Consider the following 24973-nt stretch of genomic DNA (forward strand, 5'->3'; position numbering starts at 1 on the left):
GAAGGACGAATTCCAAAAGAAATCCGAAGTCCGAAAACACGCCAAATCCACGAGGAAAACCACCAACTCCCCTGGCCGCCGCCGGGCTGGAAAAATGCCGCGTTTCAACGTGAAAAGCGAACCGGCCACAAACCTCGCGCCTGCCATCGAATTTCGGATTCGGGATTCTTTCGGTTTTCGGCCCTCGGACTTCGGATTTAGCTAGCCCCCTATTCCATTCAAAATTGTCCATCTCCTATCTTCTTCTTTCCATTTTTGCCTGAAACTATTTCTGCAAAGTTCCGCACTCCGCCTTCGTGTGGCCCCCTCGAACAACCACTCAAACTCATGTGATTCCGCCCTCATTCAACACGCCTCAGCATGGCTTGAGAAATTAAGTTGTAACCTAACTCCCCGACCGACAGTCTATTAGCAATAGTTGATGAAACGCCGGTCTGAATGGACCGGACGAGCGAACAATAATAGAGTGATTGATGAAAGGTTTGATACGAACATGAAACTGAAAGAATTAGCAATATTCGCCACCTGCGGCTCCTTGCTGCTGAGTGTGGCCAATGCCCAGGACGCCCAGAAAAAAGAAGGAGCCGTGGACCGCCGGGCACAAATGGAGCAGCGCCAGAAGGAAATGATGGAAAAGCTGGGCCTTACCGACGAGCAAAAGGAAAAATTCAAGGTCGTCCTGCAAGAGGAACGCCAAAAGATGATGGAAAAAATGCAGGAACTCCGCGCCAAGGGCGATGTCACGCCGGAGCAACGGAAAGAAGCCATGCTAAAGCTGGCGGAAGATACCATCGCCAAAATCAAGGAACAGAAAATCCTGACCGATGAACAGATTACGAAGTGGAAAGAAATCCGCCAGCAAATGTTCCAAGGCCAGGGGCGCGGCAAGAAAAAGGAATAGTGGACCACGCTGTCCTCACCGAATTACCAGGCACGGGCAACCGTGCCTTTTTTATTGCGGTTTTTCAAAGATTGACGCTCCGGCCATGATGCGGAACACTTTCGCCCGAAACATTGAAATAAGATCATGAAACTCCTGGGGATTGAAGGCGGCGGCACCCGCACGGTGGCGCTGTTCCATGACGGCCAGACCACACAACGCTACGTGAACGGTCCGGGTAACCTGCGTCTGCTGACGGACGCCCAATGGGTTGCTCACCTCCGGGAAATCGCCGGCCAGTTCCCCTGCCCTGACGCGCTGGGCCTCGGCCTCGCCGGCGCGCGCACCCCGCAGGACCGCGCGCGCATTTGCGCGCTCGCGGCCCAGGTTTGGCCCGGCGTGCCGTGCCACGCCGCCAATGATCTCGAGACTGCCCTCGCCACGGTCGAGCCCGGCGAATCATCTGCTACCGTTGGCACCGTGACAGTCCTGGTCTTAAGCGGCACCGGTTCCTGCTGTTACGGGCGTACCCGTGACGGCAAGGAGGTCAAAGTCGGCGGATGGGGACATATTCTGGGCGATCGCGGCAGTGGATACGACATCGCCTTGCAAGCCTTGAAACAAGTCATTGCTACCTTTGATTCGCAGGGACAATGGCCGCGCCTCGGGGCCCGTTTTTTACGGCATCTCAATCTCAATGAGCCGGAGCAACTGATCGGGTGGGCACAACGGGCCGGCAAGGAAGACGTCGCCGCACTCGCCCTGGAGGTCCTGACTGCCGCCAGTCAAAAGGACCCGATTGCCACCCGGATCTTAAATGACGCCGCCGGAATTTTAGCGGGCGATGCCATGACTTGCGCCCGGCGAATCGCGTGGAAAAATGCCCGGGCCCGGTTTGTGCTGACCGGTGGCATGCTGCTCAAGCAACCCGGTCTGGCGATGCGGGTCAGAACCGCCATCCGCAAACAGATGCCCCTCGCCATCGTGGAACCGTTGCGGCAGGAAAGCGTCTGGGGTGCCGTGAAACTGGCGGAGCAAGCCCTCGCCGAATCATCGCCTGCACCGCCCGCCGCCGCTTCCGCGCGGACTAAAGCCGCCCTGCCCCTCCTGCCGGTGGCTACCGGATTATCACCCACCGAAGAACGCCACCCGCGCTCCCGGCACCTGGATCGGATGCCGCTCCGCGCGGCCATCCAGTTGATGGCCAGCGAAGACGCCCAATTGCCTATGGCCATTCTGGCCCAAGCCAAGCCGATTACCCAAGCCATCCGCCTGATCATTCACGCCCTGAAACACGGTGGCCGCCTCTTCTATGTCGGGGCCGGGACCAGTGGCCGCTTGGGTGTACTCGACGCCAGCGAATGCCCGCCCACCTTCCGCACTGCGCCGGAAATGGTTCAAGGCATCATCGCCGGCGGCCAAACTGCGCTTTGGGAATCCGTCGAAGGCGCCGAAGATGATCTGACTGCGGGAGCGCGCGCCATCACCTTTCGGGTGGTCTCCCAGCACGACGTCGTGGTGGGCATTGCGGCCAGTGGTCGAACCCCCTTCGTGTGGGGCGCGTTGAACGAGGCCAAAAAGTGCGGTGCCAAAACCGTCCTCCTGGCCTTTAATCCACACCTGCACATTCCGCGCACCTTAAAGCCCACCGTGTGCATTCTCCCCAACACCGGTCCCGAAGTCTTGACCGGTTCGACCCGTTTGAAATCCGGCACCGCCACCAAGATGATTTTAAACATGCTCACCACCCTGTCCATGGTCAAGCTGGGCAAAGTGGTCGGCAACCTGATGGTGGACCTGAACCCTTCAAACACCAAACTGCGCGACCGCGCCATCCGAATCCTCTGCGAACTCCAAGCTTGCCCGCGTGAACAAGCCCAACTGGCCTTGGAGCAATCCGGCTGGATCGTCAAGGCCGCCCTGCACAAGGTTTGCCGCCGGGAATACGCGGTTCGCATCACGGATTAGCGTCTGGTTACGCCAACCCTGGTGACCATGGAAAACTTTCATACTGGATTCGGCGGCCAAACTTCGCTTTAATACCGCCGCGATGCGAAATTTATGGCGGGCCATGCGGTTCTTCCGTTCGGACACCCCGCGCCTGGCGGCGGTGATGGCATTGCTGTTGCTGGTTATCGGCGCCAACCTCCTCAAACCATGGCCGATTGCGATCATCGTGGATTCCATCCTCGGCACCAAGCCGCCGCCGGCCTGGCTCCAGCACCTGGGCTTTGAGCATCGCCCGCATGATCCCACGGCCCCGTTGTTTATCTGTTTAGTTGTCTCCATCCTAGTGTTACACGTGCTGCATGGGTTGATTTCCGCCGGGCAAAACTACCTGGCCATCAGCATCGGGCTGCGCGGCTTGTGCAGGGTGCGCAATGAGGTGTTCGCCTGCCTGCAACGGTTATCCATGCGGTTCCACCAGGGCAGCAAAGTCGGGGATCTGATTTACCGCGCCTCGTGGGACACGTATTCGTTCCAGACGTTGTTTCAGCAAGGGTTGGTGACGACGCTGATCGCGCTGCTCTCGCTGTTAATGATGGTGGTAGTGATGCTGCGCATCAATTGGCCGCTGACGCTGGTGGCTCTGGGCACAATTCCATTGCTGGCGTTGTCCATCCGAGTGTTTGGCAAGAAGATGACCGAGCGCGGCACCGCCGCCCAACAGGCGGATAGCGCCGTCACCACCCTGGTGCAGCAGAACATCGCCACCCTGCCCTTGGTGCAAAGTTACACGCGGGAGGATCAGGAACAGGAGGTATTCACGACGCAAACCGCCGCCGCCCAGGTCCAACGCCTGTCGCAGCATAGCTGGGAGTTATTGTACTGGCTGGGCATTACCATCGTGTTTTCACTGGGTACAGCCGCCACGGTCTGGGTGGGCAGCAAGCAGGTGATGGCAGGCCGGCTAAGCGTGGGCGATCTCTGGATATTCCTGGCGTACCTCTCACAATTGTACGATCCGCTAAATCAACTCTCGCATGTCGGGGCCACGATTTCCACCGCCAGCGCCGCGACCGGGCGCGTCTTTGAATTACTGGACACGCCGGAGGATGTAAAAGACGCACCGGATGCCCGCCGGGTGCTCGGCCCCAAGGCCAAACCGGCGAGCCCCAGCGGCACGGAAACTGGCCCGGCCAACGTTCGCCCGCCGGTCATCGCCTTGGGCAACTTGGAGTTTGACCGGGTTTCCTTTGGCTACCAACCCGGACAATCCGTGTTGCGGGACATTTCCTTTCAACTGCGCGTGGGGGAATGCGCGGCGATCATCGGCCCGAGCGGCGTCGGCAAAAGCACCCTCATGAATCTCCTGCCGCGCTTCTACGATCCCGTATCCGGCGCGGTGAAGGTGGAGGGTGTGGACCTGCGGGAACTGAAGCTGCGGGATTTGCGCTCGCAAATCGCCGTGGTGCAGCAAGAGCCGATTTTGCTGCCCAGTTCCATCGCGGATAATATCGCTTACGGCAAACCGGGTGCCACCCTGGCGGAGATCGAGGCCGCCGCCCGCGCCGCCAATGCGCATGGGTTTATTGAGAAGTTGCCGCAACAATACCTGACGCGCGTGGGGGACGGCGCCACGCGCCTGAGCGTCGGCGAACGCCAGCGCATCAACATTGCCCGCGCCTTCCTCAAGGACGCCCCCATCCTGCTGCTGGACGAACCCACCAGCGCGCTCGATACCGAAAGTGAAAACACGGTGGTGGCCAGCCTGTATGAACTCATGAAAAACCGCACCACCTTGATGGTGGCGCACCGTCTCACCACCATCCGCCGGGTGGACCGCATTCTGGTATTGGAAGCCGGATGTCTTTCTGAAAATGGCAGCCCGTCTGAATTATTACAGCGGCCCGGAGGGTATTATGCGCGGGTGGCCAATGGGCAGGTGGCGCTGGATTAAATTTAGCTTGGTTTTCCAGACCATGGTTTCCAAATTTTCTCCTTATCCATCGCTCATTTTAAACTTACGTTATGACTGCCCAAGAGCTTCACCAGGGTGTCACCTTTGATGAAGCCTAGCTGGCAATTCCCTCCCATGGACAATCTGGTATTCACCCCCACTCCTGAACCGGGCGTGGCGTTTTTTGGACGTGCGTGAAAATCAAAAACTGCTACAGTTGCACGGTGTTCACGCTAATTCAAAGGCCGCATTATGGAAACCGGAACCGGCAACCAACGTCGCAAATTTGGCGCTGGTGGTTGGGCCTCGTGCTCGGGTTGGCCGGGTTGACCAGTCCGGCTTGGGCGGCGGGATCGGAACCCGTGCAATTCACGCGTGACTTTGCGCCGGCGGATGGTTGGGTAAAACCGGTGGAACAGCCGTATCGGCGGGAGCTTTGTCTGAACGGCAGTTGGCAGTTTCAGCCGGTCGCCTTGCCGCTGGGTTTTAAACGCGACACCGGCGAACCGCCCGGGTTGTCCGCGCCCACCCCCGGCGGTTGGGACTCGACCCGCATCAAAATTCCGTCCCCGTGGAACGTGAACACGTGGGGTGGCCGGCGGACGGCGGGTGAAGGCACGGAGCATCCCTACGATCCGGGGGCGCTGTATTTCCCCAGTTATCCCGCCGCTTGGGACGGTGTGGAGATGGGCTGGTTGCGGCGTTCGTTCCGAGTGCCGGCGGATTGGGGGGATCGCCGCCTCGTGTTGCGCTTTGAGGCGGTGGCCGGCGAATGCCAGGTGCTGGTCAACGGCCAGGTTGCGGGCACGCATTTCGACAAGTACCTCCCGTTTGAACTCGACATCACCCGGCTGGTCAAGCGGGCAGAGGAGAACGAGTTGCTCGTGGGGGTGCGCGCTCATGCGCTGTTCAATCTGCGAAGTGCGCGGTATCCCAAGATGCGCGCGCCGTACCCATGCGGATCGGAAACCGAGCGGTTGACCGGCATTTGGCAGGATGTGTTCCTGCTGGGGCTGCCGTCTGTCCGGGTGGATGAGGTGTTTGTCAAACCGTTGGTGGATCAGGATTCGTTGGAACTGGAAGTCACGTTGCGCAACGCTAGTGACCGCGCGCAGGAGGTAACCGTGAGCGGGGAAATTGCTCCGTGGCAGAACCTCGCTGGCAAAGACATTTTGTCCGCTCCCGAACCGAAATGGAAACTGGGCGGTGCGGCCATGACGCTGCCCGCGATCGCGCGCAGTCTTCCGCCGGGTGCCAGGACAACGCTGACGTTGCGGGAAAAAGCCGGTGGTCGGCTGCAAACCTGGTCGCCCGCCGCGCCGAATCTCTACGCCGCTGTATTATCAGTGGTCCAAGGCGGTCAGACGCTGGATCGCCAGTCCACCCGGTTTGGCTGGCGGCAGTTCAAGTTATCGGGGAATTCCCTGTTGCTCAATGGGCGTCCGCTCCAACTGGTGGGCGATCTGCTGCATCCCTTCGGGCCATACACCCTGTCACGCCGGTATGTATGGGCGTGGTACCAGATGATTAAGGATTTTGGCGGCAACGCCGTGCGCCCGCACGCCCAGATTCATCCGCGCCATTATCTGGAGCTTGCGGATGAGATGGGGCTGGTGGTGTTGGACGAAACCGCGCTGTTTGGCAGCTCCATCCAATTGAACTTCGAGGCCCCGGTGGCCTGGCAGCGGTTCGCCGAGCATTACGACGGTCTGGTCTTGCGCGACCGCAATCATCCCAGCGTGGTCGGTTGGAGCTTTGGGAACGAACTCTTCGCATCTTCAATCTCAACCAGGTTTCCCGGGAGGATACGGATCGTTGGTATGCGCAATTGGCGGAGCTGGGCGCACGTGCCCGTAAATTGGACCCGACCCGCGAATGGATTTCGTGCGATGGCGATGAGGATTTGCGCGGCACGTTGCCAGTGTGGAGCAAGCACTTCGGCCTCGGTACCCCGTTGGATCGCTTGCCTAGTCTCAACCAGCCACTGATGGTCGGCGAATCCGGCGGCACGTATTACGCCACGCCTGCCCAACTCGCCACCTTTAACGGCGAGCGCGCGTATAAAAATTACGCGGGCCGCAACGAAGCGCTGGCCATGGATGTATTTGATAACCTCACGCGGATGGCCCGTCCGCGCCTGGTGTATTACTCGGCCAGTGAAACCGCCTGGTTCGGCATCGAGCATCTCAATATCGGCTACCATGATTTCACCCGCCTGCCCAATGAACGGGATGGCGTCTTTTTCACCCAACCGTTCCAGGAGGGCCGGCCCGGTATTCAACCCGAGCGCCTGCCGCCTTATGTGACCACGCTTAATCCGGGCTGGGACCCCGCCCTGCCACTCTACAAGCCGCTGGCGATGTTCGACGCGCAGAAGGCCGCGCTGGCCGACAACCCACAACCAGGACTATGGAGCCGCCGCGCTGAAAACAAACCGCCCGTCCCAACCACCGCCGCGCCAACGCTGGAACAGGTCGGTTTCCTCGGCAATCACAATAGCGCGCTGTTTCGGCGATTGGAAGCGCTGGGGGTGCCGTTCACCAACACGGCAGCGGCACCCGGATTGCTCCTTGTCGCCGGCGATGGGTTGGAAACCGCCACGCTCGAAACCGCCAAAGTCAGCGTGAATGCCTGGCTGGATCGTGGGGGCGTAGTGCTCCTAATGCTGGGGCAGGAAAGCACCAATACCGAATTCGTCAACCATCTATTACCCGCGCCAGTGCAGCTCACGACCCGCCGGGCAACCGCGCTGGAGCGCGCGCGCGAACATCCATGGATGGCCGGCTTGAATCTGCCCGATCTCTATTTTGCGGAAGAATCGGCGGATCGCCATATCCTCAAACATGGACTGGCTGGTCCCCTCGTGGAGCAAAGCCAGGTGCTGCTCCAGGCGAGTGACACCGATTGGTCGCTGTTCAATCACCGGCCCGAGACCGTAAAATGCGCCGCCGTGGTCTTGTACGAACAGCTTGTCAAACCGGGCGGCGCGGCGCTGATCGTGCATCCGCAAGGACCGGGAAAACTGGCGCTTTGCTCCCTGGATTGGCGCATAAGTTCCCGAGCCACGGATGCGCTATGGCGCAAACTGTTCGCCAACCTGAGTGTCAAACTCCGGTTGCCGCGCAGCGTCGGGCTGGCCGCCTTCGATGAAAAGGGCACCCTAATCAACGCACTGAGCCTTGGCCGGTTTGGTGGGCCTGATTTGGAGACCGCCCTGACCAAAGACTTTCTGGGCGACGCCAGCACCCGCCCAAAAAAAGACGCGCCAGCGGGTGGATTGACCTGGAAGCCAGTGACGTGCCCAAGCCGGGATCGCTTCGTCTTCAACCAACTCGGCCAAACAGGGCCGCAAACCAATTATACGGTGTATTTTAGTTACTGGATTAAAAGTCCCCGCGCTTTGGATGACTTGCTGAGCGGCGGCCCGGATGCGCCGCAGCTCACCACGTTCTGCTATGTGGCGGATCAATGCAGTATGTGGGTCAATGGCCAGGCCTTGCCTCCCGTCCACAGTGAGCCCGCCGATTATCGGACCCGTCTGACGTTCGCGGGACTGCCTCTGAAAAAAGGTTGGAACCACATCCTGATCAAGGTGGCCGCCCGCCAGCTCCATGGGGATCACCCGGGCACGCTGGCAGTGCGGATCACTTCCAACCACCGCGAATATTTACAGGAGCTGGAATCTGCCGATGCCCCGGAGGAGGCGCAAAAATAGGTTTCATAAAAACCGCATTGTGGGGCTTGCTTTCCGCCTTGGCCTTATTCATGCTGCCGTGGCTTGCCCTGCCATGGTGACAGGGCGAGCCTGTGACACCGGCGCGCTGGGTGCGCCGTTTACCTTGCGGTGGACCGGTTCCGCCGCGCAACACGGGCCTGAAAAGGCCGCGCATAAATAACATAATGAAAATACCGAGGCGGTGAAAATCGCCTGCCGTTGAACATGAGTCTCGATGCTGATCTGAATCTGGAGAAGCTGTTCCTGCCCGCGTGGGCCACGGAAACACCTTCTGCTAACCGTTACGAAAATTATACCGGGCGGGAAGAATCGCGCTCGGAGCGACGCCCCTCGCGGGATCGCAATGATCGCGGACCCCGCCGTGATGGGCCGGGAGGCCCGGGAGCGGGTGGTCCACCCCGCGGTCAAGCCCGTGGCCCGGGCGGTAGTGGCGCTCCCCAAGGACGCCGGGATTTTCGTGATGATCGCGGACCCCGCCGTGGCGGCGGCGGACCCGACCGGCGGGATGACCGGTTTGAGCACCGGGACCGTCCGCCGGAAACGCCGTTGCCGGAACTCGAAGTGTTGGTGAGCGTGGATGACAAGGGTGTTGACTCGCTGGCACGGCAAATCCGCGTGACGGGCCGGGCCTACCCCATGTTCGATATCGCCCAACTGCTGCTGCAAAAGCCGGAGCGGCATCAATTCGTGTTTACCGTGATCAAGAAGCCGGATGGGACCCCGGCGCAGCCAATGTTTCACTGCATGTTGGATGATACGCTGTGGCTCGCGGAAGACGAGGCTGTGGCCCACGTGCTGGACCGCCATTTCAACACCTTTTACCAGGTGGACCGCACCCCCACCGATCCGCCCAAGGGAGTTTATACCTTTGTGGCGCAATGCGGCATGAGTGGCATCATTCTGGGGCCACCGAACAACCACGACTACCAGGCGCGCCTGCACCGACTGCACACCGAGCGGTTTTCGCGCATGCCGTTTGACATGTTCAAAAGCCGCGTGAAAATCGTGCGCGATGAAGCGGTGGTGAAGAAGTGGATTGACGACCAGAGTTGGAAGACGGAGTTCCTCTGCCTCAATGTGCCAGACGCCCTTAAACTGCCGAACCGCGAGGCGGTGGAAAAGCATTTCCGTGAAACTCACCTGGCAAATATCATCCGCCCGGTAGAGACGTACACCCTCTCCGGCGTGATTGCTCGCCAGTTGCGCTCACCCGGCATGCAACGGCTGGTGCGCGCCGCCTGGGAAGAGCAAAAACGGTTCCCGTTAAAAATGGTGGCGGGTCTCAGCGCGCTGTTTGCAGGGCGCGGCCTGCAATTCTTCAAGCGCGAAAAGAGCATCACCCACGTATCTGTCGCCCGTCCGCATTTCCTAGACCTGGAATTGGAACCGGTTTCCGACGGCGTGAAGAGCATCATCAATTTCATCAACGCGACTGCCAAGTGTACGCGTCAAAAACTGGTCGAAGCCCTGGCTCCCAGCCCCGTCTCCGCAAAACCGCCGGTCCCAGCGCCCGCTCCGGCAGAAGGCGCAGCTCCATCTCCCGCACCCGCGCCGGAGTTGACCCCGGAGCAATCCCAAGTGGTCAGCGACCTGCACTGGTTGATTCATCAAGGGCACGTCATTGAGTTCGCCAACGGGACTTTGGAAACAGCCAAGCGACCGCTGCCGAAGCCGGTCAAACCCGAGCCAAAACCGCAGGCCAAACCGGCGCCCGCACCCGCGGTGCCCGCGGAGAGAACCGTTCAACCGTCCGCCGAATCCGCCCCGGTTTCACCCACGGCGGTGGTAACCGAAACACCGGTGGCTCCGATAGTTGAAGCTCCAGCGGCACCGGTGGCCGAGCCAGTCGTGGCTTCGACGGAAAATCCGCCAGCCCAGTCCTGAAGCCAAATATTCCAATCAAAAGGCCGCATCCTCCGATGCGGCCTTTTTTACAATTTGAAGGCCAGTTGCCGCTGGATGACCGCCAGCACCTGTTCGCCCATGCGCTGCCGGGTGTGATGTTGTTGCACATATTCCAGGGCTTTGAGGGCGCGTGCCTGGGCGGCTTCCGGCTGGCTCAAGACCTGCACCAACACGGTCGCGATGGCCTCGGCGGAAGCCGGTTCAAATAGCAGGCCGGTGGCATTATGCTGGATGATTTCTGGAATTCCGCCCACACGACTGCCCAACGCCGGACAACCGGCAAACATCGCCTGTAACAGCGATTGCGGGATACCTTCATTTTTCGTGCTGGGCAGAAGCGCAGCGTCCAAGGCGCGGAAATAGCGCCAGGGATCAGCCTGGTGCCCGGTGAACAGTATTCGCTCGCGCACCGTCAGGGAATCACGGTGCTCATTCAAGCCCGGCCAGCCGGGCCCATTGCCCACCAACAACAAATGGTGGTGGGGAAAACGCGCCGCCACACTTTGAAAGGCGTCCATCAAAAGGGCCTGCCCCTTCCAACTGCGCAGCACGGCCACGCACCCCACAAACCGGCTGGTTGGCGGCAGTTTCAACTCCTGGCAGAGACTCACACGCGCTGTCTCACGATCAGATGGGAACGGCGGCGGCTCAATGCCAGTGGGCGCGGAAGTTACCTTCAAGGGGTCCACGCCAAGGGTTTCGATCAAGGGCTGGCGGATGCATTCCCCTGTAGTCAACGTGTGATGACAGAGGGTGCGGTAGAAAAAGCGGTTTAGCCAGTTGGGTTTGACCGGCGTACTCACATGGCGGTAGCGCAACAAGACCGGCACCCGTTGCCGGCGTCCAGCCAGCATCCCCACCCAACTATCCGTGCTACTATGAGTGCCAAGCACGTGCGGACGCATCTGTTGGAGGATGCGCCCCAGACGAAAGAAATCTCCCGCTTGCGAGGCTTTCGTGAACGACAGTTGGAAGGTTTCAAACCCCGCCTCACGCGCCCGCTGCTGGAGCTGCGCGTGAGCAGGCGTGATCAGGATTACCCGATGACCTTGTTCGCGAAACCAACCGGCTTCGCTAAAAATCCGGATTTCCTGTCCGCCCCAGCCGTCCGAGGCTTCCGTGTGAATGATCGTCAATGTTTCAGCCATGAAAGGCGATTACGTTCCCGAACTATTGAGGATCAATGCTGACCCCACCGGACTCGCTGGGCCCCAGGAACCAGCCGGCACCATAGGCATCGGTGCCGAATTTCACAAGGGTCCCTTTATACGGCGTGGATTTTCCGGTGACGGGATGGAGGATGGTTCCGTTAAGCTGTCCGCTGGCGGCATTGATCGTCAACGTGAGTTTATTGGTCGGCCCGGCCAGAACGCGTACCAGGCTGTTGGTCACTTGGATTGAATACGTCCAGGCATTATCAGCCTCCCGCGGTCCATTCGGGACGGGCAGGTTGCCAAAGAAAAAGCAGATGGTTCCCAACTCCCAACCGGTCACACTCGTCTTGGGGGCGGGCGGAAAATACGGCGAAAACCAGGCGTAGGTAATTTCGCTCACCCCACCAGGCAGAATTGCGTCTTTGGCATTGGGAGGTTTTTGCCAATAAAAGTTGCCGTTCCACTGGGCGTGGTCCATCCAGCCCAGCAACAGTCCTTTGCCACCGTACAGTGGCGCAAAGACCGGCCACCACCCATTGGTCAGCAAAGCCGCCCCCTGACTGAACGCGGAGCCATCGGGCAGCGTGCCAGTCAATTGAACCGTACCCGTTTTGCTGACGGTGAAGCTCGCCGCTCCGCTGCCCAAATGATTGGTTGAAAAATTGAGATCCGGCTCAATGTCCATCGTGTAAGTGGCGGCCAATGGGCTATTGACCACCGCCGGTTTGGGTTGCAGGTTGACCACGGACTCCCATGCGGTCGCTTCCGCCACCCCGCCAGCGATGATCCCTTGGTTAAAGTCAAAGGCCAGCGTCGCCAAAATTGGCGGCTTGCCGGTACGCGGCACCAAAATCTTTGCCTGCCCATCCGCGCCAAATCCGCCGCTTAACGGGTAGGTGCCGCCCATCATCAACAATTGCCCGCTCACCGCGCCCTGGGTGGTCAACGTCAATTTGATCATTCCGGCATTCGTGGACGCGACGGTATGAAACGAAGTGTTAGTGCTGTTGGGATCCAACGGTGCTTGTTGCGGCATGAACAAGCCATGGTAATCGCCTTTGAATGGCGTCCATGGATTTGGCGCAAACGAAACGGTTACCGCCAGGTTGGATGCCATCACCAACGTGCAAGCGTTGCCCGTGGCCAACAGGTTGCCATCCGTATCGGTCCAGTTGGAGACCACCATGCCAGCAGCCGGTTTGGCGGTGAGCGTGAGGCTTTTGCCCACCTCCTGCCAAGTGTTGTTGAGATTGGGCATCACGGTGCCTCCGCTGCCAACCGTCACCGTCAAAGGTGCTTTGGGTGCATAGACAAAACTCACGCGGCTGACTGGGGAGGTGTTGTTGCAGGTGTCCACGCTGTAAGCTTTCACGCTATTCGTCCCAAGCTTGACGGTTACCTGGGTCTGCCAGTTGCTCATCGCCCCCGCCGCCGTCGGCACACCGTCGTTCAACACCACATACACTCCCGCCAGATTAGCGTCGCCCGCCTTGCCCTGCACGCTCACCAGACCATTGGTCAGCCGGGAGTTATTGACGGGCGCGGAAAGGGTGAGCGTGGGTTTCGTGGTGTCTTTGAAGATCGCTCGCACCGTCATGGCGTTGCTGGCGGACAGCACGAAGGATGGAGCTTTGTTCGTGATGAGCGCCGCGTTCCTCAGAATTTCCCACTGCGAAAACACCGATCCAGCGCGCGCAACGGCTTTTAAGGTATAGCTGCGCCCGATTTCAACCATGCCATTGGTAATGGCCGGGGTAAATGAGATCGCGCCCCGTCCGCAGCCATCCACCAGGGCCGTAAAATTCGTGGCATAATCCGCCGCCGAGAGCCGTGACAGGCCACCTGCCAGGCAGATGCATAAAATAAGACAGTATCGGTTATTCATGATGGTATTTACCCGTGCCCGTGCTCGTTACTGGGAGTCATTGGTCAGGCGGTTGGAAACATTGGTTTCCCACGCTGTCCAGTTGGAGCCGTAATCCTCCGGAAAATAGGTGGTCAGGACCTTCATCGCGTCTTCCGCCTGCGGATGGTCCGGCGTGCGGGCAATGGCCAGGCACAGCGGCAACTTCAATTTCTCGTTGCGGTTCAACAAATCCGCCATCAATACCTCCCGCACTTTCTCCGGCGTATCCGCATTGGTCAGGAAACCAGCAGCGGCGGGAAACATTTCGTCACTGAGCAGATTGGCCAGATGTTTCACCGCCTCCTCCTGTTCTTCCCCCTTGAGTTGGGGCACCATTTCGAGAAATTGTTCGGCCTTGAGTTCGGTGGGAATGGTCGCCCGCAGAATTTCATCCCGCCGATCCTCGTAGCTTTGCAGTGGCAAGGCGGGCCCCGACAACCGTTCAAACTCGCGCCGCTTTTTGGCCATCGCCAGCTCGGTGGGCGTTGGGGCCGGGGCATTGGACTTGGTGGTAACAACGGCTGGCTGCCCGGCGGGCGAGCCCGGCGGCGTCACCGCCGCCGTCGAATTCGTTTTGCTGCTCCGGTTGGCCAACATCAGCGCCAACCAAACCAACAAACCGACAACGTTCAAGGCTATTAGCAATTTTCGCATACCAGCCCCTAATCTAAAGTAAAAGTTGGCTGGGAGCAATAGTGGTTTTCGGGCTGTCGTTTTTTGCTGATCGCGGTTGTTACCAAATGGCATGGCGCTTGCTTCCTCGTATGTCACTATGAAAAATATATCACGGAAACACGCGAACAACTGGCCGAATATCCTCGTATTACTTGGCTTGGCGGTCCTCTTCCCGCTCGGTGCCTCCGCCCAGAACCTCGCCGCCACTGTGGAAGCTTTGGACGACTGTGTCAAAAAAATGGACATGCAAATCATCATTGACCCGGTGACCGAATCGGTGAAGGTCGAACGGAGGTTTGTGGAGCAAGTGCTGGTCACCAAGCGGTACAAAGTCAGCGACCTGGTCTATATCAAGGTCATCGCCGCCAAAAGCGGCAAAGCCCAGGAGGAAATCCTGAATACGTATGCCAAACGCAATTGGGCGTCCGCGCTGAAGCAGGAAGGGGTGGACAAAGAAGAAATTCAGACCCAAATGGACGAGGCGTACATGGAACTGGCCACCCGAATCCTCGACATTGATACCAAAAAGAACGACCGCCGCACGGCGAAAAAGTAAAAACGGATTAACGGATTTTCACCTTCGCGCGACCATTCCCGTGGTCGTCCTTCGCCAATCGGATGGCCTCGGCCAACAGTTTCAGGCTGCCGTCATTCGCGTGAATTTGAAGGTCTTCGCGCGCCAGCCCCGTTCCCTTTTTTTTGCACTTTTCTCCATTCGCATCGCTGGTCGTTTTTCGCCGGCTGGGATTTTCAATCAAATTTAGAAAAAAATACTTGTGCAAAAACGGGAGATGAGACATTTTCTCTCTTCACTTTATCGTGCTTGTGTGGTGAGTGAACAAATTTTGGTTGCCTAATGTTTATAATTAGCATGGGTTATTTAAAGAAACTAATGATCGGTTGCTGGTTGCTGTTGCCGCTGACAATGCTGTTGGCGGCGGCTCCGACCGCCCACCGGGAAGGGACGGCGGCGAGCGTCCCCACGCACTCCAGGAGCACGGCGGTCCACGCGACCGACAAGGCCGCACCTGACAGCCACACGGGAGAGCATCACGGGTTGCCGCTCGTCGCCCCGCGCCTTCAGGATTCGTTTATCTCCAATTCTATGCTGGTAACCTGGGTGGTGGCGCTGCTGGTGATCTTCTTCGCCCAACGGGCCACCCGCCAGATGAAGGCAATCCCGGACGGCGCGCAGAACTTCTGGGAGTGGATGGTGGAATCGCTGCACGACCTGCTGGAAAGCATCATCGGACCCAAGATGATCCAAAAAAGCTTCTGGTTCTTTGCCACGATCTTCATTTTCATTCTCTCCTGTAACTGGCTGGGCCTCCTGCCAGGTTTTGGCACCATTGGTTGGGGGCATGCCACCGAGCATGGTTTTCAGGTGACCACCCCGCTGCTGCGCGGTGGCAACGCCGATTTGAACATGACCTTGGCCATGGCGTTGCTTTTCTTCGCGCTCTGGCTGGTCTGGTCCATTCAGGAAAATGGCATGGTCGGGTTCATCCTCCATATTTTCGGTCCCAAGGGGGATATGAAGGGCGTGCTCGGATTCCTGATGATCTTTGTGTTTTTGTTTGTGGGCGTGCTGGAGCTGGTTTCTATCATGTTCCGCCCGGTCTCGCTCACCTTCCGCTTGTTCGGCAACATCTATGGAGGTGAAAACATGCTGGAGGCGATGTCGAACCTGATCGGCGGACCGGCTTGGGCGCAGTTTCTGGGCAGCAGCCTGATTCCGATTCCGTTTTATTTTCTGGAAGTGTTGGTGGGATTTGTGCAGGCCCTGGTCTTCATGTTGTTGACGGCGGTATTTACCATGCTGATGTGTACGCATGAGGAAGGGCATGAAAAAGGCAGTCATTAACCGATAACGATTTCGGCGCCTTGACCGTGGCACACGCGGGAGGCACCGGGAAAAGCGAAAGGAAAACTGAGTATGTTGACACCAATGTTAGGCGAAATTGCCGGTAATATTCACGTCGGGTTGGCGGCGCTGGGCGCAGCCATCGGCGTAGGTATGATCGGTGCCAAGGCATCCGAAGCGGTGGGACGCAATCCCGGCGCGTTCGGCAAAGTCCTGGCCCTGGCCATTATTGCCATCGCCCTGGCGGAAGCCATTGTGTTCTACGCGCTGTTCCTGGCCACCAAGGCCTGGCCGGCGCAGTAAACTGATGGAACGTTGTTACCGGCGCGGTGCGCCTTACGGACGCCGCGCCGGGCATCCACATCCAGCGAGTTAATTTATGAACGGTTTATTTTTTGCCAACATAGTCGGGGATACCGCCCGGGAGTTTGGCGTGGATTGGCCGCACCTGATCGCGCAAATGATCAGTTTCTCGGTGGTGGCCTTCTGCCTGCACCGGTTTGCGTACAAACCCATCCTGACGACCCTGGCGGATCGCAAGCAGCGCATCGCCGAGAGTTTGCAGAACGCGGACAAGATCAAACAGGAACTGGCCAAGGCCGAGGCCTCCCGTCAAGAAGTCCTGACCCAGGCCAACACTGCGGCCAACAAAATGATTGAAGAGGCACGCCTGCAAGCCGCCAAGGTATTGGAGGCGGAGACTCAAAAGGCCATTGCCACCGCCAATCAGATCATCGTCAAGGCCCGCGAGGCCAACGATGTAGAACTGGCCCGGCTTAAACTGGAGTTGCGCCGCGAAATGGTCCGTTTGGTGGCCCAAACCACGGCCGCGGTCACCAGCAAAATCCTGACGGCGGAAGACCAACAGCGTCTCGTGGAGGAGACCAACAAACAATTGGCCGCCTGACGCTCACGCCCGCTGAATGAAAATTACCAAACAAGCCCGTCGCGACGCCAAGCAGTTGTTTTATGACTGCAAAGTGAACGGCTTGCTGGATGAGACGCGTGTCCGGCAGGTGGTCACGGCGGTAATTGCCAAAAAGCCGCGTGGCTATTATGGCATCCTCACCCATTTCCAACGGTTGGTGCGACTGGATGTCGCACGCCGTACGGCCCTCGTCGAGAGCGCGATTCCGCTCACCCCTGCCCTGCAAACCAGCGTGACTGGCAACCTGACCCGAGTGTATGGCCCTGGCCTGAGTTTGGCGTTTGCCACCAACCCGGAATTGATCGGCGGGTTGCGGGTGAAGGTGGGCAGCGACGTCTATGACGGCAGCATCCGGGCCAGGTTGGCCCAATTGACCGAGAATTTCTGAACCCTATGAGTAACTTAGTCCAAGAGATCGAAGCTCAAATCGCCGGCCTGAAAACCACGGCGGCTCGTCAAAATGTGGGCGTCGTGCGCGAAGTCAGCGACGGCGTGGCCAAATTGGAAGGCCTGGATGACGTGATGTTGAACGAGATGCTTGATTTCGGCGATGGCGTCATGGGCCTGGCCCTCAACCTCGAAGAGACCGAAGTCGGCGCCATCATCCTCGGCGATTACACCCGCGTCCGGGAAGGCCAGGAAGTCCGTACCACCGGCAAGCTGCTACAAGTCCCCGTGGGTAAAGCCATGCTGGGCCGGGTAGTGGATTCGCTGGGGCGTCCGCTGGATGGCAAAGGCCCGATCTCGACCAATGTCGCCTACCCAGTCGAGAAGATCGCCCCTGGCATCATCAAGCGCCGCTCGGTGAGTCAACCCGTGCAGACCGGCATCATGGGCGTGGACGCGATGATCCCCATCGGGCGCGGCCAGCGCGAATTGATCATTGGCGACCGTTCCACCGGCAAGACCACGGTTTGCGTGGACGCCATCATCAACAACGCCCGCCTCAACAAGTTGGCGGAAGCGAAGAACGATCCCGCCTTCCGTCCGTTGTACAGCATCTACGTGGCCATCGGCCAGAAGCAATCCAACATTGCCCGGGTCATCGCCACACTGGAAGAACACGGTGCCCTGCCCTACACCATTGTGATGTGCGCCGCCGCCTCCGACTCGGCCACCAACCAGTACATCGCGCCGTTTGCGGGTTGCGCGATGGGTGAATGGTTCATGGACAACGGGATGGACGCGCTAATCATTTTTGATGATTTGTCCAAACACGCGGTGGCCTACCGTCAAGTGTCGCTGGTGCTCAAGCGTCCCTCCGGCCGCGAGGCCTATCCCGGCGACGTGTTTTATCTGCATAGCCGCCTGCTCGAACGTTCCGCGCGGCTGAGTGAGAAAAACGGCAACGGTTCGTTGACCGCGCTGCCCATCATTGAAACCCAGGCGGGTGACGTTTCGGCGTACATCCCCACCAACGTAATTTCGATTACGGACGGTCAGATCTTCCTGGAAACCGACCTATTCTATCAAGGCGTGCGCCCAGCAATCAACGTCGGCATCTCGGTCTCGCGCGTCGGTTCCGCCGCGCAGATCAAGGCGATGAAACAGGTAGCTGGCCGCATCAAGCTGGAGCTGGCCCAGTACCGTGAACTGGCGGCGTTCGCCCAGTTCGGTTCGGACCTCGATGCCAAAACCCAGGCGCAACTCGAACGCGGCAAACGGATCGTTGAAGTGTTCAAGCAGAGGCAGTACAACCCCATCCCGGAGGAAGTCCAAGTGGCGGTGTTGTGGACGGTGCAGAACGGACTGATGGATGATGTACCAGTGGAAAAAATTAAGGATTTCCAGCTCAAACTGACCGAGACTCTGACCAACCGCAAGAGCGAATTGCTCGCCCGGATCGCCAAAGAAAAGGCCATGAGCGATGTGCTGGTGACCGACCTCAAGGCGGCAGTCACCGAATTCAAGCAAACCTACCGCTAAGCTGATTCATGCCCAGCACTCGCGACATACGCCGACGAATCAAGTCGGTCAAGAACACGGCGCAGATCACCAAAGCCATGCAAATGGTGGCGGCCTCCAAGATGCGCAAGGCCCAGCAATCCGCGCTGGCCGGGCGCCCCTACGCCGAGTTGATGAACCGCGTGATGGCCGAGGTCAACCATCATTGCAGTGATTTCCAGCATCCGCTCATGGAGGAGCGTCCGGTGCATAAAACCGCCGTCATTGTGGTCACCAGTGATCGCGGGCTTTGCGGCGCGCTGAACGGCAACCTGCTGCGGGAGTTGGCCAAATACGATCAGTCCAAAACGGTATTCATCGCCGCCGGACGCAAAGGGGCGCAATTCATCGGGCGCACCCGCCGCAACCTAGTCGGAGAATTCACGTACAAGGACACTCCGTTGTTTGGCGAAGCCCGAGCCATCGCCAAATTCGCGACTGAACTGTTCCTCAAACGCGAGGTGGACCGGGTGGAAGTGTTGTTCACCAATTATATCAGCACGCTGAACCAGCGCCCGGAAGCGCACACCCTGCTGCCAGCGGGCGCAGTGACGGTCGTATCCTCCGATTTTCACGGGGAGATCGCCAAGGTTCAACCCGCCAAGAGCGACTTGGAATTTATGTTTGAACCCTCGGCGGAAAAGGTGTTCGAAAGCATTCTGCCGCACTATTTGAATTACCAGATTTATCAGTATTTGCTGGAAGCCAAGGCAAGCGAGCACAGCGCACGCATGGTGGCCATGAAAAATGCCACCGACAACGCCAAACAGCTCATCAAGGCGCTCACGCTCCAGTACAACAAATTGCGCCAGTCCAACATCACCCGGGAACTGCTGGAAATCAGCAGCGCCGCCATGTCGTTGGGCTGACCTCAAACATTTTAACACGCATGAACAAAGGCAAAATCGTTCAAATCATCGGTCCGGTCGTGGACGTCGAGTTTCCGGCGGGCAGCCTGCCCGCGCTCTACAACGCCCTGACCGTCGAATGCACCGTGTGGGGGCAGAAGCAGAAGCTCACGCTCGAAATCGAACAGCACCTCGGCAACAACTGGGTGCGCGCCGTCGCCATGGGCTCCACCGAGGGGCTCAAACGCGGCCTCGAAGTCACCGACACCGGCAGCTACATCTCCATGCCCGTCGGCGACGCCGTCATGGGCCGCGTCTTTAACGTCGTGGGCGAGCCCGTGGATGAACGCGGACCGGTCAAGGCGGAAAAGTATTATCCCATTCACCGCGCCGCGCCGCCACTGATGGATCAATCCACCAGCCCGCAGATTTTGACCACCGGCATCAAGGTTATTGACCTCATCTGCCCCTTCCTTAAAGGCGGCAAGGTCGGCGCGTTCGGCGGCGCCGGCGTCGGCAAGACCGTGGTGATCATGGAACTCATCAACAACATCGCCAAGCAGCACGGTGGCTATTCCGTGTTTGCGGGCGTGGGGGAGCGCACCCGTGAAGGCAACGACCTCTATCACGAAATGTCCGAGGCGGGCGTCATCAACCAGAAGAATCTCGAAAAATCCAAGGTGGCGCTGGTGTACGGCCAGATGAACGAGCCACCCGGAGCCCGTTTGCGCGTGGCGCTCTCCGGTCTCGCCGTCACCGAGTATTTCCGCGATGAGAAGAACCAGGACGTGTTGCTGTTCATTGACAACATTTTCCGGTTCTCGCAAGCGGGCTCGGAAGTATCGGCGCTGCTCGGGCGCACGCCCAGCGCGGTGGGTTATCAACCCACCCTCGCGGCGGAAATGGGCGACCTCCAGGAGCGCATCACCTCGACCAAGAAGGGTTCGATCACCTCCTTCCAGGCGGTGTATGTGCCGGCGGACGACTTGACCGACCCCGCCCCGGCGACCACGTTCGCCCACTTGGACGCAACCATCGTGCTGGAACGTTCCATTGCGGAACTGGGCATTTACCCGGCCGTGGATCCCCTGTCCTCGACCTCCCGGGCGCTCGCGCCGGAAATCGTGGGACAGGAACATTACGATGTGGCCCGCGGCGTACAGCGCGTGCTGCAACGATACAAGGATCTCCAGGACATCATCGCCATTTTGGGCATGGATGAATTGTCGCCGGACGACAAGCTCACCGTGTTCCGGGCGCGCAAAATTCAGCGTTTCCTCAGCCAGCCGTTCTCCGTGGCCGAAGTGTTCACCGGTCATGCGGGCAAACAGGTGCCCGTGGCGGAAACCGTGCGCGGCTTCAAGGAAATCCTCGAAGGCAAGCATGACGATGTGAACGAAGGCAACTTCTACATGAAGGGCGGCATTGACGAAATTCGTCAATAATCCGCACTGATTTCCATGCCAGACACCTTTAAATTGGAAATTGTGACGCCGGAAGGCGTGATCTGCTCCGAGCAGGTGGAAATGCTCACCCTGCCTGGCGTCGAGGGCGAGATGGGGATTTACCCCATGCACGTGCCGCTGATGACCCAGATCGAGCCGGGCGAACTGACGTGGATCAAGAATGGCCAGGAGCATTTGCTCGCCGTGGGCGAAGGCTTTGTGGAAATCACCGGCGAACATGTGGCGATCATGACGGATATGGCGATCGAGGCGGATTCCATTGATGAAGCCGCCGCCGAGGAAGCCAGGCGACGTGCCGAAGGACGTCTCCAAGAGAAAATCTCCGAGGAAGAACTGGCCGCCGTGCAAGCGTCGCTGGTGCGCATCACTGCCCAATTGCACGTCAAACGCCACCGTCGTGGTCAGCATCATTAATTACTTGTAAGAACCGCTTGACGGGGTGATACCGTTTCGTTATAGTATATCAGAGCATTGGATGTAGCAGGTCTGGCATGAACCAGTTTGTCGCCCTTGTGTACGCGGGGTTGTGGTTTGTCACATGCATGAGCCCTGCGTGTCCGTAGTATCGGAGTACACTATGGCAAGCGGCAAAGTAAAATGGTTTGATAACCGGCGAGGCTACGGTTTTATCGTTAACGAATCGGGCAAAGATGTATTCGTGCATCACACCTCGATCCAAGGCGAAGGGTTTCATACCCTTCAGGAGGGAGAAGAGGTGCGCTATGAACTCGAAGACTCCGGCAAAGGCCCCAAGGCCAATCAAGTACAACGGCTTATGGCCAAGCCCGCACCACGCCCGACCGTACAAGCGAATGACCGCCAGTTCTGATCAAACCCGTCAAAGGATGGCCGCCTCGTGACGGCGGCATCCACCACAGCGCCCGGTTCCTCCCCGCCACCGGTCAGGAGCCTATATGTTCATGTGCCGTTCTGCGCGCACAAATGTGAGTATTGCGCCTTTTTCTCCGCTCCCCCGCAAGGCGATCAGATCAACGAGTATGTTACCGCCCTCACCCGGGAACTGGAACTGGTGGCCCCGCAATTGCAGCCCGACACCGTCTATTTTGGCGGCGGCACCCCTTCCCTGCTGAACTTGCGGCAATGGACAACCATTTTTGAAGCCATGCGTCGGCTGGACTTGCACGGAGCCGCCGAGTGGACGGTGGAATGCAATCCCGCCACGGTTTCCCCGGATAAGGCACGCCTGTTTCGCGATTACGGCGTCAACCGTATTTCCTTGGGCGTACAGTCCCTTGACGAACAGCTTTTGGAACGGTTGGGGCGCGTTCACGCCCGCGAGATGGTGTTTCAGTCCTTCGAGGTTTTCCGTAAAGCCGGGTTTGACAATGTGAACGTGGACCTGATGTTCGCCATTCCCAGTCAGACCATGGAAATCTGGCGACGCACGCTGGATGAAGTGCTCGCGCTGCAAAGTGAACACCTGAGTTGCTACGAAGTCATCTACGAGGAGGACACCCCACTGTATGCCCAATTGCAGGCCGAGCAATTCAGCATGGATGAGGACCGGGCCTGCGATATGTACGAAGAGTTAATCACCCGTTCCGCCGAACATGGGTTTCATCAATATGAAGTGGCCAACTTCGCCCGGCATCTCGGTGGTGGCGGCTTTCGGATTCCCGACCGCGCCTGCCGGCACAATGTCAATTACTGGCGGGGAGGGACGTTTTACGGACTGGGGCCATCTGCCAGCAGTTTTGTGGACCAAGTACGCACCCGCAACCATGCCAATACCACCCTCTACTGTCAGGAACTCGCGGGCGGACGGCGCGCCATCGAATCGCGCGATGAACTGCCGCCACTGGCACGCGCGGGAGAAATTGCGGGTTTTGGACTGCGTATGACGGCAGGCTGGTATTTCGATGAGTTTCAAGCCGTCACCGGCTTCGATTTACGAGAGCATTGGACCGAAGAAATGAGCCGGCTGGTATCGCTGGAGTATGCGCGACAGGATGACCTCGGTTTTCGGCTGACCGCGCGCGGTTTGCGCTACGCCGACTGGGTGGTGGAACTGTTTCTGCGCTGATTGACCGGTAATGAAAAAAATGTTTTCAGATCACAATTTTTATGCTGCCGCGATCCAACTCCACCAAAAACATCATGCCAGAACAAGATGCTGGCTTTTAACCTGAAGCGACCGCGTTGCGAATTCCAGGCAGGCCAAAAAATCTTCCCGTTCCAAATCCGGAAATTCCTTTAACAAATCGTCAATCGTGTCGCCGGCGGCCATATATTCAAGCAGGGACTCGACGGGGTACCGCAGATTGCGCACCACCGGCTTCCCATGACAGATTTCCGGGTTGATTGTTATACGCGATAGCAGCGACTTCATGACGGAAGTTAGTCCTATAATCCACATAATGTCAAGCGCGCGGCGCGCGGTTTGCGCTACGCCGACTGGGTGGTGGAACTGTTTCTGCGCTGATTGAATCCGCCGTTTAGCGTGCTTGGTCTGCGGCAGAGTTTTGTTTGTTTTTCAATGAAAACCAGAGGCAGATGGCCACCATGCCCAGGCTGAAGAGACCGAGCATTTGCACGACTTGCGAGAAACCATGGATCAAGTCGGTTTTATCCGCCGTGGAAGCGCGCCATTGCAGGGCGAGCGCGTAGCCGCCGGCCAGCAGGATCAACCAGGGCACCACCTTGAATTGTTTGCGGGCCAGCAGGTTGTTCACCAGCACGTTCGCCACGGTCAACGGCACCACACACCACACAAACCAGGGCACCACCGGCGCCACTTTAAGAAACGTCTTGTCGTACACCAGACGCAAAGGAAATTCCGGCAGCACGGTGCAAAATAAAGCGGCCCCCATGCCAAGCAAAGCGGTAACCCCCAAGGCTTGCAACAGCACGGTGGATTTCTCACCAGTCGCCGCCTGGCGCACGATTTTGGGGAACATGACGGCCGCCACCGGCGCAGTGAAAAACACCAACGCGCGTCCGATCATGCCCGCCGCCGCATAAAAGCCGGTTTCATTGCGGTCGAAGTATTTCTGCACAAAGATCATGTCGGCGCTCATCATGAACAGCGTGGCACCCGCCCCCAATGTCAGGGGCACCACCCGGCCCAGCCATTCCCGCCAGTTGATGGATTGTGCCGCCCCTATCCAGCATGCGCGGTTCTGCCAGGCGCCAATTCCCAGGCTGATGATGAGGCCGAACAATACCGCCGTCATGCCACCCGCCGCCCAACCGCCCAGCAAACGCACAATGATCACCACGCCGAGGAATCGCGCAAAGCCACCCGCGATGGACACCAAGCCATACCAGAAAAACGATTGCTGGCCTTGCAGCAGACCCGACATGATCGGCATCCACATGGCAAACAAACCCACCACGGCGGTCATCCATAACGCGGCGGGGTTGGCGACTTGCAGCGAATCAATGACATACTGTTGCGCCACCACCAGCACGCCTACCATCACCAGCCAAATCCACAAGATGCCCTTCATGACGGAACGAACCGTGCCCACCAATTGCTGGTGGGCGGCATCGCCCACGGCAGACGCCGCCTGCTGGGCAAACACACTCTGCAAACCAATGGCGGGAATACCCATCAGGTTCAACACCTGCAACAGCGCGGTGAAAACGCCGTACTCGGATTTCGGCATGTCCTTGGCCACCATGTGAACGGCGTACATGAACGCGCCACCGAGCGCCGTGGCGACCGCAATCCAGCCGGTCTGGTAAAAAAACTTAAATTTACTTTCGCGTTGTTCCATTACAATTGTGACACGCGGAAGAGCCG

At 58.7% G+C, this 24973-nt stretch carries 22 protein-coding genes; 16 read left to right on the plus strand and 6 right to left on the minus strand.

The features are described from left to right. The first annotated feature begins 493 nt into the window (after positions 1-493). The 5 genes from WCO56_05855 to WCO56_05875 all read left to right on the plus strand — a co-directional run bounded on the left by WCO56_05855 (position 494) and on the right by WCO56_05875 (position 10401). Complete coding sequence (locus WCO56_05855) at positions 494-901, plus strand: hypothetical protein (GenBank protein MEI7729072.1); 408 nt, start codon at positions 494-496, stop codon at positions 899-901. Positions 902-1027: 126 nt separating this feature from the next. Continuing rightward, positions 1028-2848 carry an N-acetylmuramic acid 6-phosphate etherase gene (gene murQ / locus WCO56_05860; GenBank protein MEI7729073.1) on the plus strand — a complete coding sequence of 607 codons (1821 nt, stop codon included), beginning with the start codon at positions 1028-1030 and terminating at the stop codon, positions 2846-2848. 82 nt (positions 2849-2930) lie between these two features. After that, on the plus strand, positions 2931-4781 hold the full coding sequence (locus WCO56_05865) for an ABC transporter ATP-binding protein (protein ID MEI7729074.1): 1851 nt from the start codon (positions 2931-2933) through the stop codon (positions 4779-4781). Between the two features lie 308 nt (positions 4782-5089). After that, positions 5090-6769, plus strand: a complete 1680-nt coding sequence (locus WCO56_05870) for a sugar-binding domain-containing protein (protein MEI7729075.1) — start codon at positions 5090-5092, stop codon at positions 6767-6769. 1952 nt (positions 6770-8721) lie between these two features. After that, positions 8722-10401, plus strand: a complete 1680-nt coding sequence (locus WCO56_05875) for a hypothetical protein (protein MEI7729076.1) — start codon at positions 8722-8724, stop codon at positions 10399-10401. Between the two features lie 47 nt (positions 10402-10448). On the opposite strand, the gene WCO56_05880 is transcribed toward WCO56_05875, so the two are convergent. The 3 genes from WCO56_05880 to WCO56_05890 are packed head-to-tail and all read right to left on the minus strand — an operon-like array spanning position 10449 to position 14136. Further along, a complete protein-coding gene (locus tag WCO56_05880) occupies positions 10449-11570 on the minus strand; it encodes a glycosyltransferase family 4 protein (GenBank protein MEI7729077.1) in 1122 nt (373 codons plus the stop codon). 22 nt (positions 11571-11592) lie between these two features. Next, entirely contained in the window at positions 11593-13461 is a 1869-nt protein-coding gene (locus WCO56_05885) for a hypothetical protein (protein MEI7729078.1), read from the minus strand. 27 nt (positions 13462-13488) lie between these two features. Next, positions 13489-14136 carry a hypothetical protein gene (locus WCO56_05890; GenBank protein MEI7729079.1) on the minus strand — a complete coding sequence of 216 codons (648 nt, stop codon included), beginning with the start codon at positions 14134-14136 and terminating at the stop codon, positions 13489-13491. 118 nt (positions 14137-14254) lie between these two features. Here WCO56_05890 and WCO56_05895 point away from each other — a divergent pair, with 118 nt between their 5' ends. Next, a complete protein-coding gene (locus WCO56_05895; protein ID MEI7729080.1) occupies positions 14255-14713 on the plus strand; it encodes a hypothetical protein in 459 nt (152 codons plus the stop codon). Positions 14714-14720: 7 nt separating this feature from the next. Here WCO56_05895 and WCO56_05900 read toward each other — a convergent pair whose 3' ends face one another. Then, entirely contained in the window at positions 14721-14915 is a 195-nt protein-coding gene (locus WCO56_05900; GenBank protein MEI7729081.1) for a hypothetical protein, read from the minus strand. Between the two features lie 113 nt (positions 14916-15028). Between WCO56_05900 and atpB the strand changes: the two genes are divergently transcribed. The 10 genes from atpB (at position 15029) to hemW (ending at position 23251) form a co-directional block, all read left to right on the plus strand. Continuing rightward, positions 15029-16021: a F0F1 ATP synthase subunit A gene (gene atpB / locus WCO56_05905; GenBank protein MEI7729082.1), complete on the plus strand. Its 993-nt coding sequence runs from the start codon at positions 15029-15031 to the stop codon at positions 16019-16021. Positions 16022-16093: 72 nt separating this feature from the next. Next, positions 16094-16324: an ATP synthase F0 subunit C gene (locus WCO56_05910; protein MEI7729083.1), complete on the plus strand. Its 231-nt coding sequence runs from the start codon at positions 16094-16096 to the stop codon at positions 16322-16324. Positions 16325-16400: 76 nt separating this feature from the next. After that, on the plus strand, positions 16401-16928 hold the full coding sequence (locus WCO56_05915; protein MEI7729084.1) for an ATP synthase F0 subunit B: 528 nt from the start codon (positions 16401-16403) through the stop codon (positions 16926-16928). 16 nt (positions 16929-16944) lie between these two features. Beyond that, positions 16945-17337: a F0F1 ATP synthase subunit delta gene (locus tag WCO56_05920; protein MEI7729085.1), complete on the plus strand. Its 393-nt coding sequence runs from the start codon at positions 16945-16947 to the stop codon at positions 17335-17337. A 5-nt stretch (positions 17338-17342) separates the two neighbouring features. Then, the gene (atpA, locus tag WCO56_05925) at positions 17343-18875 is read left to right on the plus strand and encodes a F0F1 ATP synthase subunit alpha (protein ID MEI7729086.1); all 1533 of its coding nucleotides are present in this window, start codon (positions 17343-17345) and stop codon (positions 18873-18875) included. A gap of 8 nt (positions 18876-18883) precedes the next feature. Next, positions 18884-19762: an ATP synthase F1 subunit gamma gene (gene atpG / locus WCO56_05930; GenBank protein ID MEI7729087.1), complete on the plus strand. Its 879-nt coding sequence runs from the start codon at positions 18884-18886 to the stop codon at positions 19760-19762. A gap of 20 nt (positions 19763-19782) precedes the next feature. Further along, complete coding sequence (gene atpD, locus WCO56_05935) at positions 19783-21186, plus strand: F0F1 ATP synthase subunit beta (GenBank protein ID MEI7729088.1); 1404 nt, start codon at positions 19783-19785, stop codon at positions 21184-21186. Positions 21187-21201: 15 nt separating this feature from the next. Then, a complete protein-coding gene (gene atpC, locus WCO56_05940) occupies positions 21202-21621 on the plus strand; it encodes an ATP synthase F1 subunit epsilon (protein MEI7729089.1) in 420 nt (139 codons plus the stop codon). A gap of 163 nt (positions 21622-21784) precedes the next feature. Then, positions 21785-22036, plus strand: a complete 252-nt coding sequence (locus WCO56_05945) for a cold shock domain-containing protein (GenBank protein MEI7729090.1) — start codon at positions 21785-21787, stop codon at positions 22034-22036. A gap of 27 nt (positions 22037-22063) precedes the next feature. Continuing rightward, positions 22064-23251 (plus strand): radical SAM family heme chaperone HemW, encoded by a 1188-nt coding sequence (gene hemW, locus WCO56_05950; GenBank protein ID MEI7729091.1) that lies wholly within the window; start codon positions 22064-22066, stop codon positions 23249-23251. 72 nt (positions 23252-23323) lie between these two features. On the opposite strand, the gene WCO56_05955 is transcribed toward hemW, so the two are convergent. Together WCO56_05955 and WCO56_05960 are read right to left on the minus strand one after the other, a co-directional pair. Beyond that, on the minus strand, positions 23324-23557 hold the full coding sequence (locus WCO56_05955; GenBank protein MEI7729092.1) for a DUF433 domain-containing protein: 234 nt from the start codon (positions 23555-23557) through the stop codon (positions 23324-23326). Positions 23558-23663: 106 nt separating this feature from the next. Further along, positions 23664-24947 (minus strand): hypothetical protein, encoded by a 1284-nt coding sequence (locus tag WCO56_05960; GenBank protein ID MEI7729093.1) that lies wholly within the window; start codon positions 24945-24947, stop codon positions 23664-23666. Positions 24948-24973 lie beyond the last annotated feature (26 nt).

This window comes from Verrucomicrobiota bacterium (assembly GCA_037139415.1).
Lineage (GTDB): Bacteria > Verrucomicrobiota > Verrucomicrobiia > Limisphaerales > Fontisphaeraceae > JBAXGN01.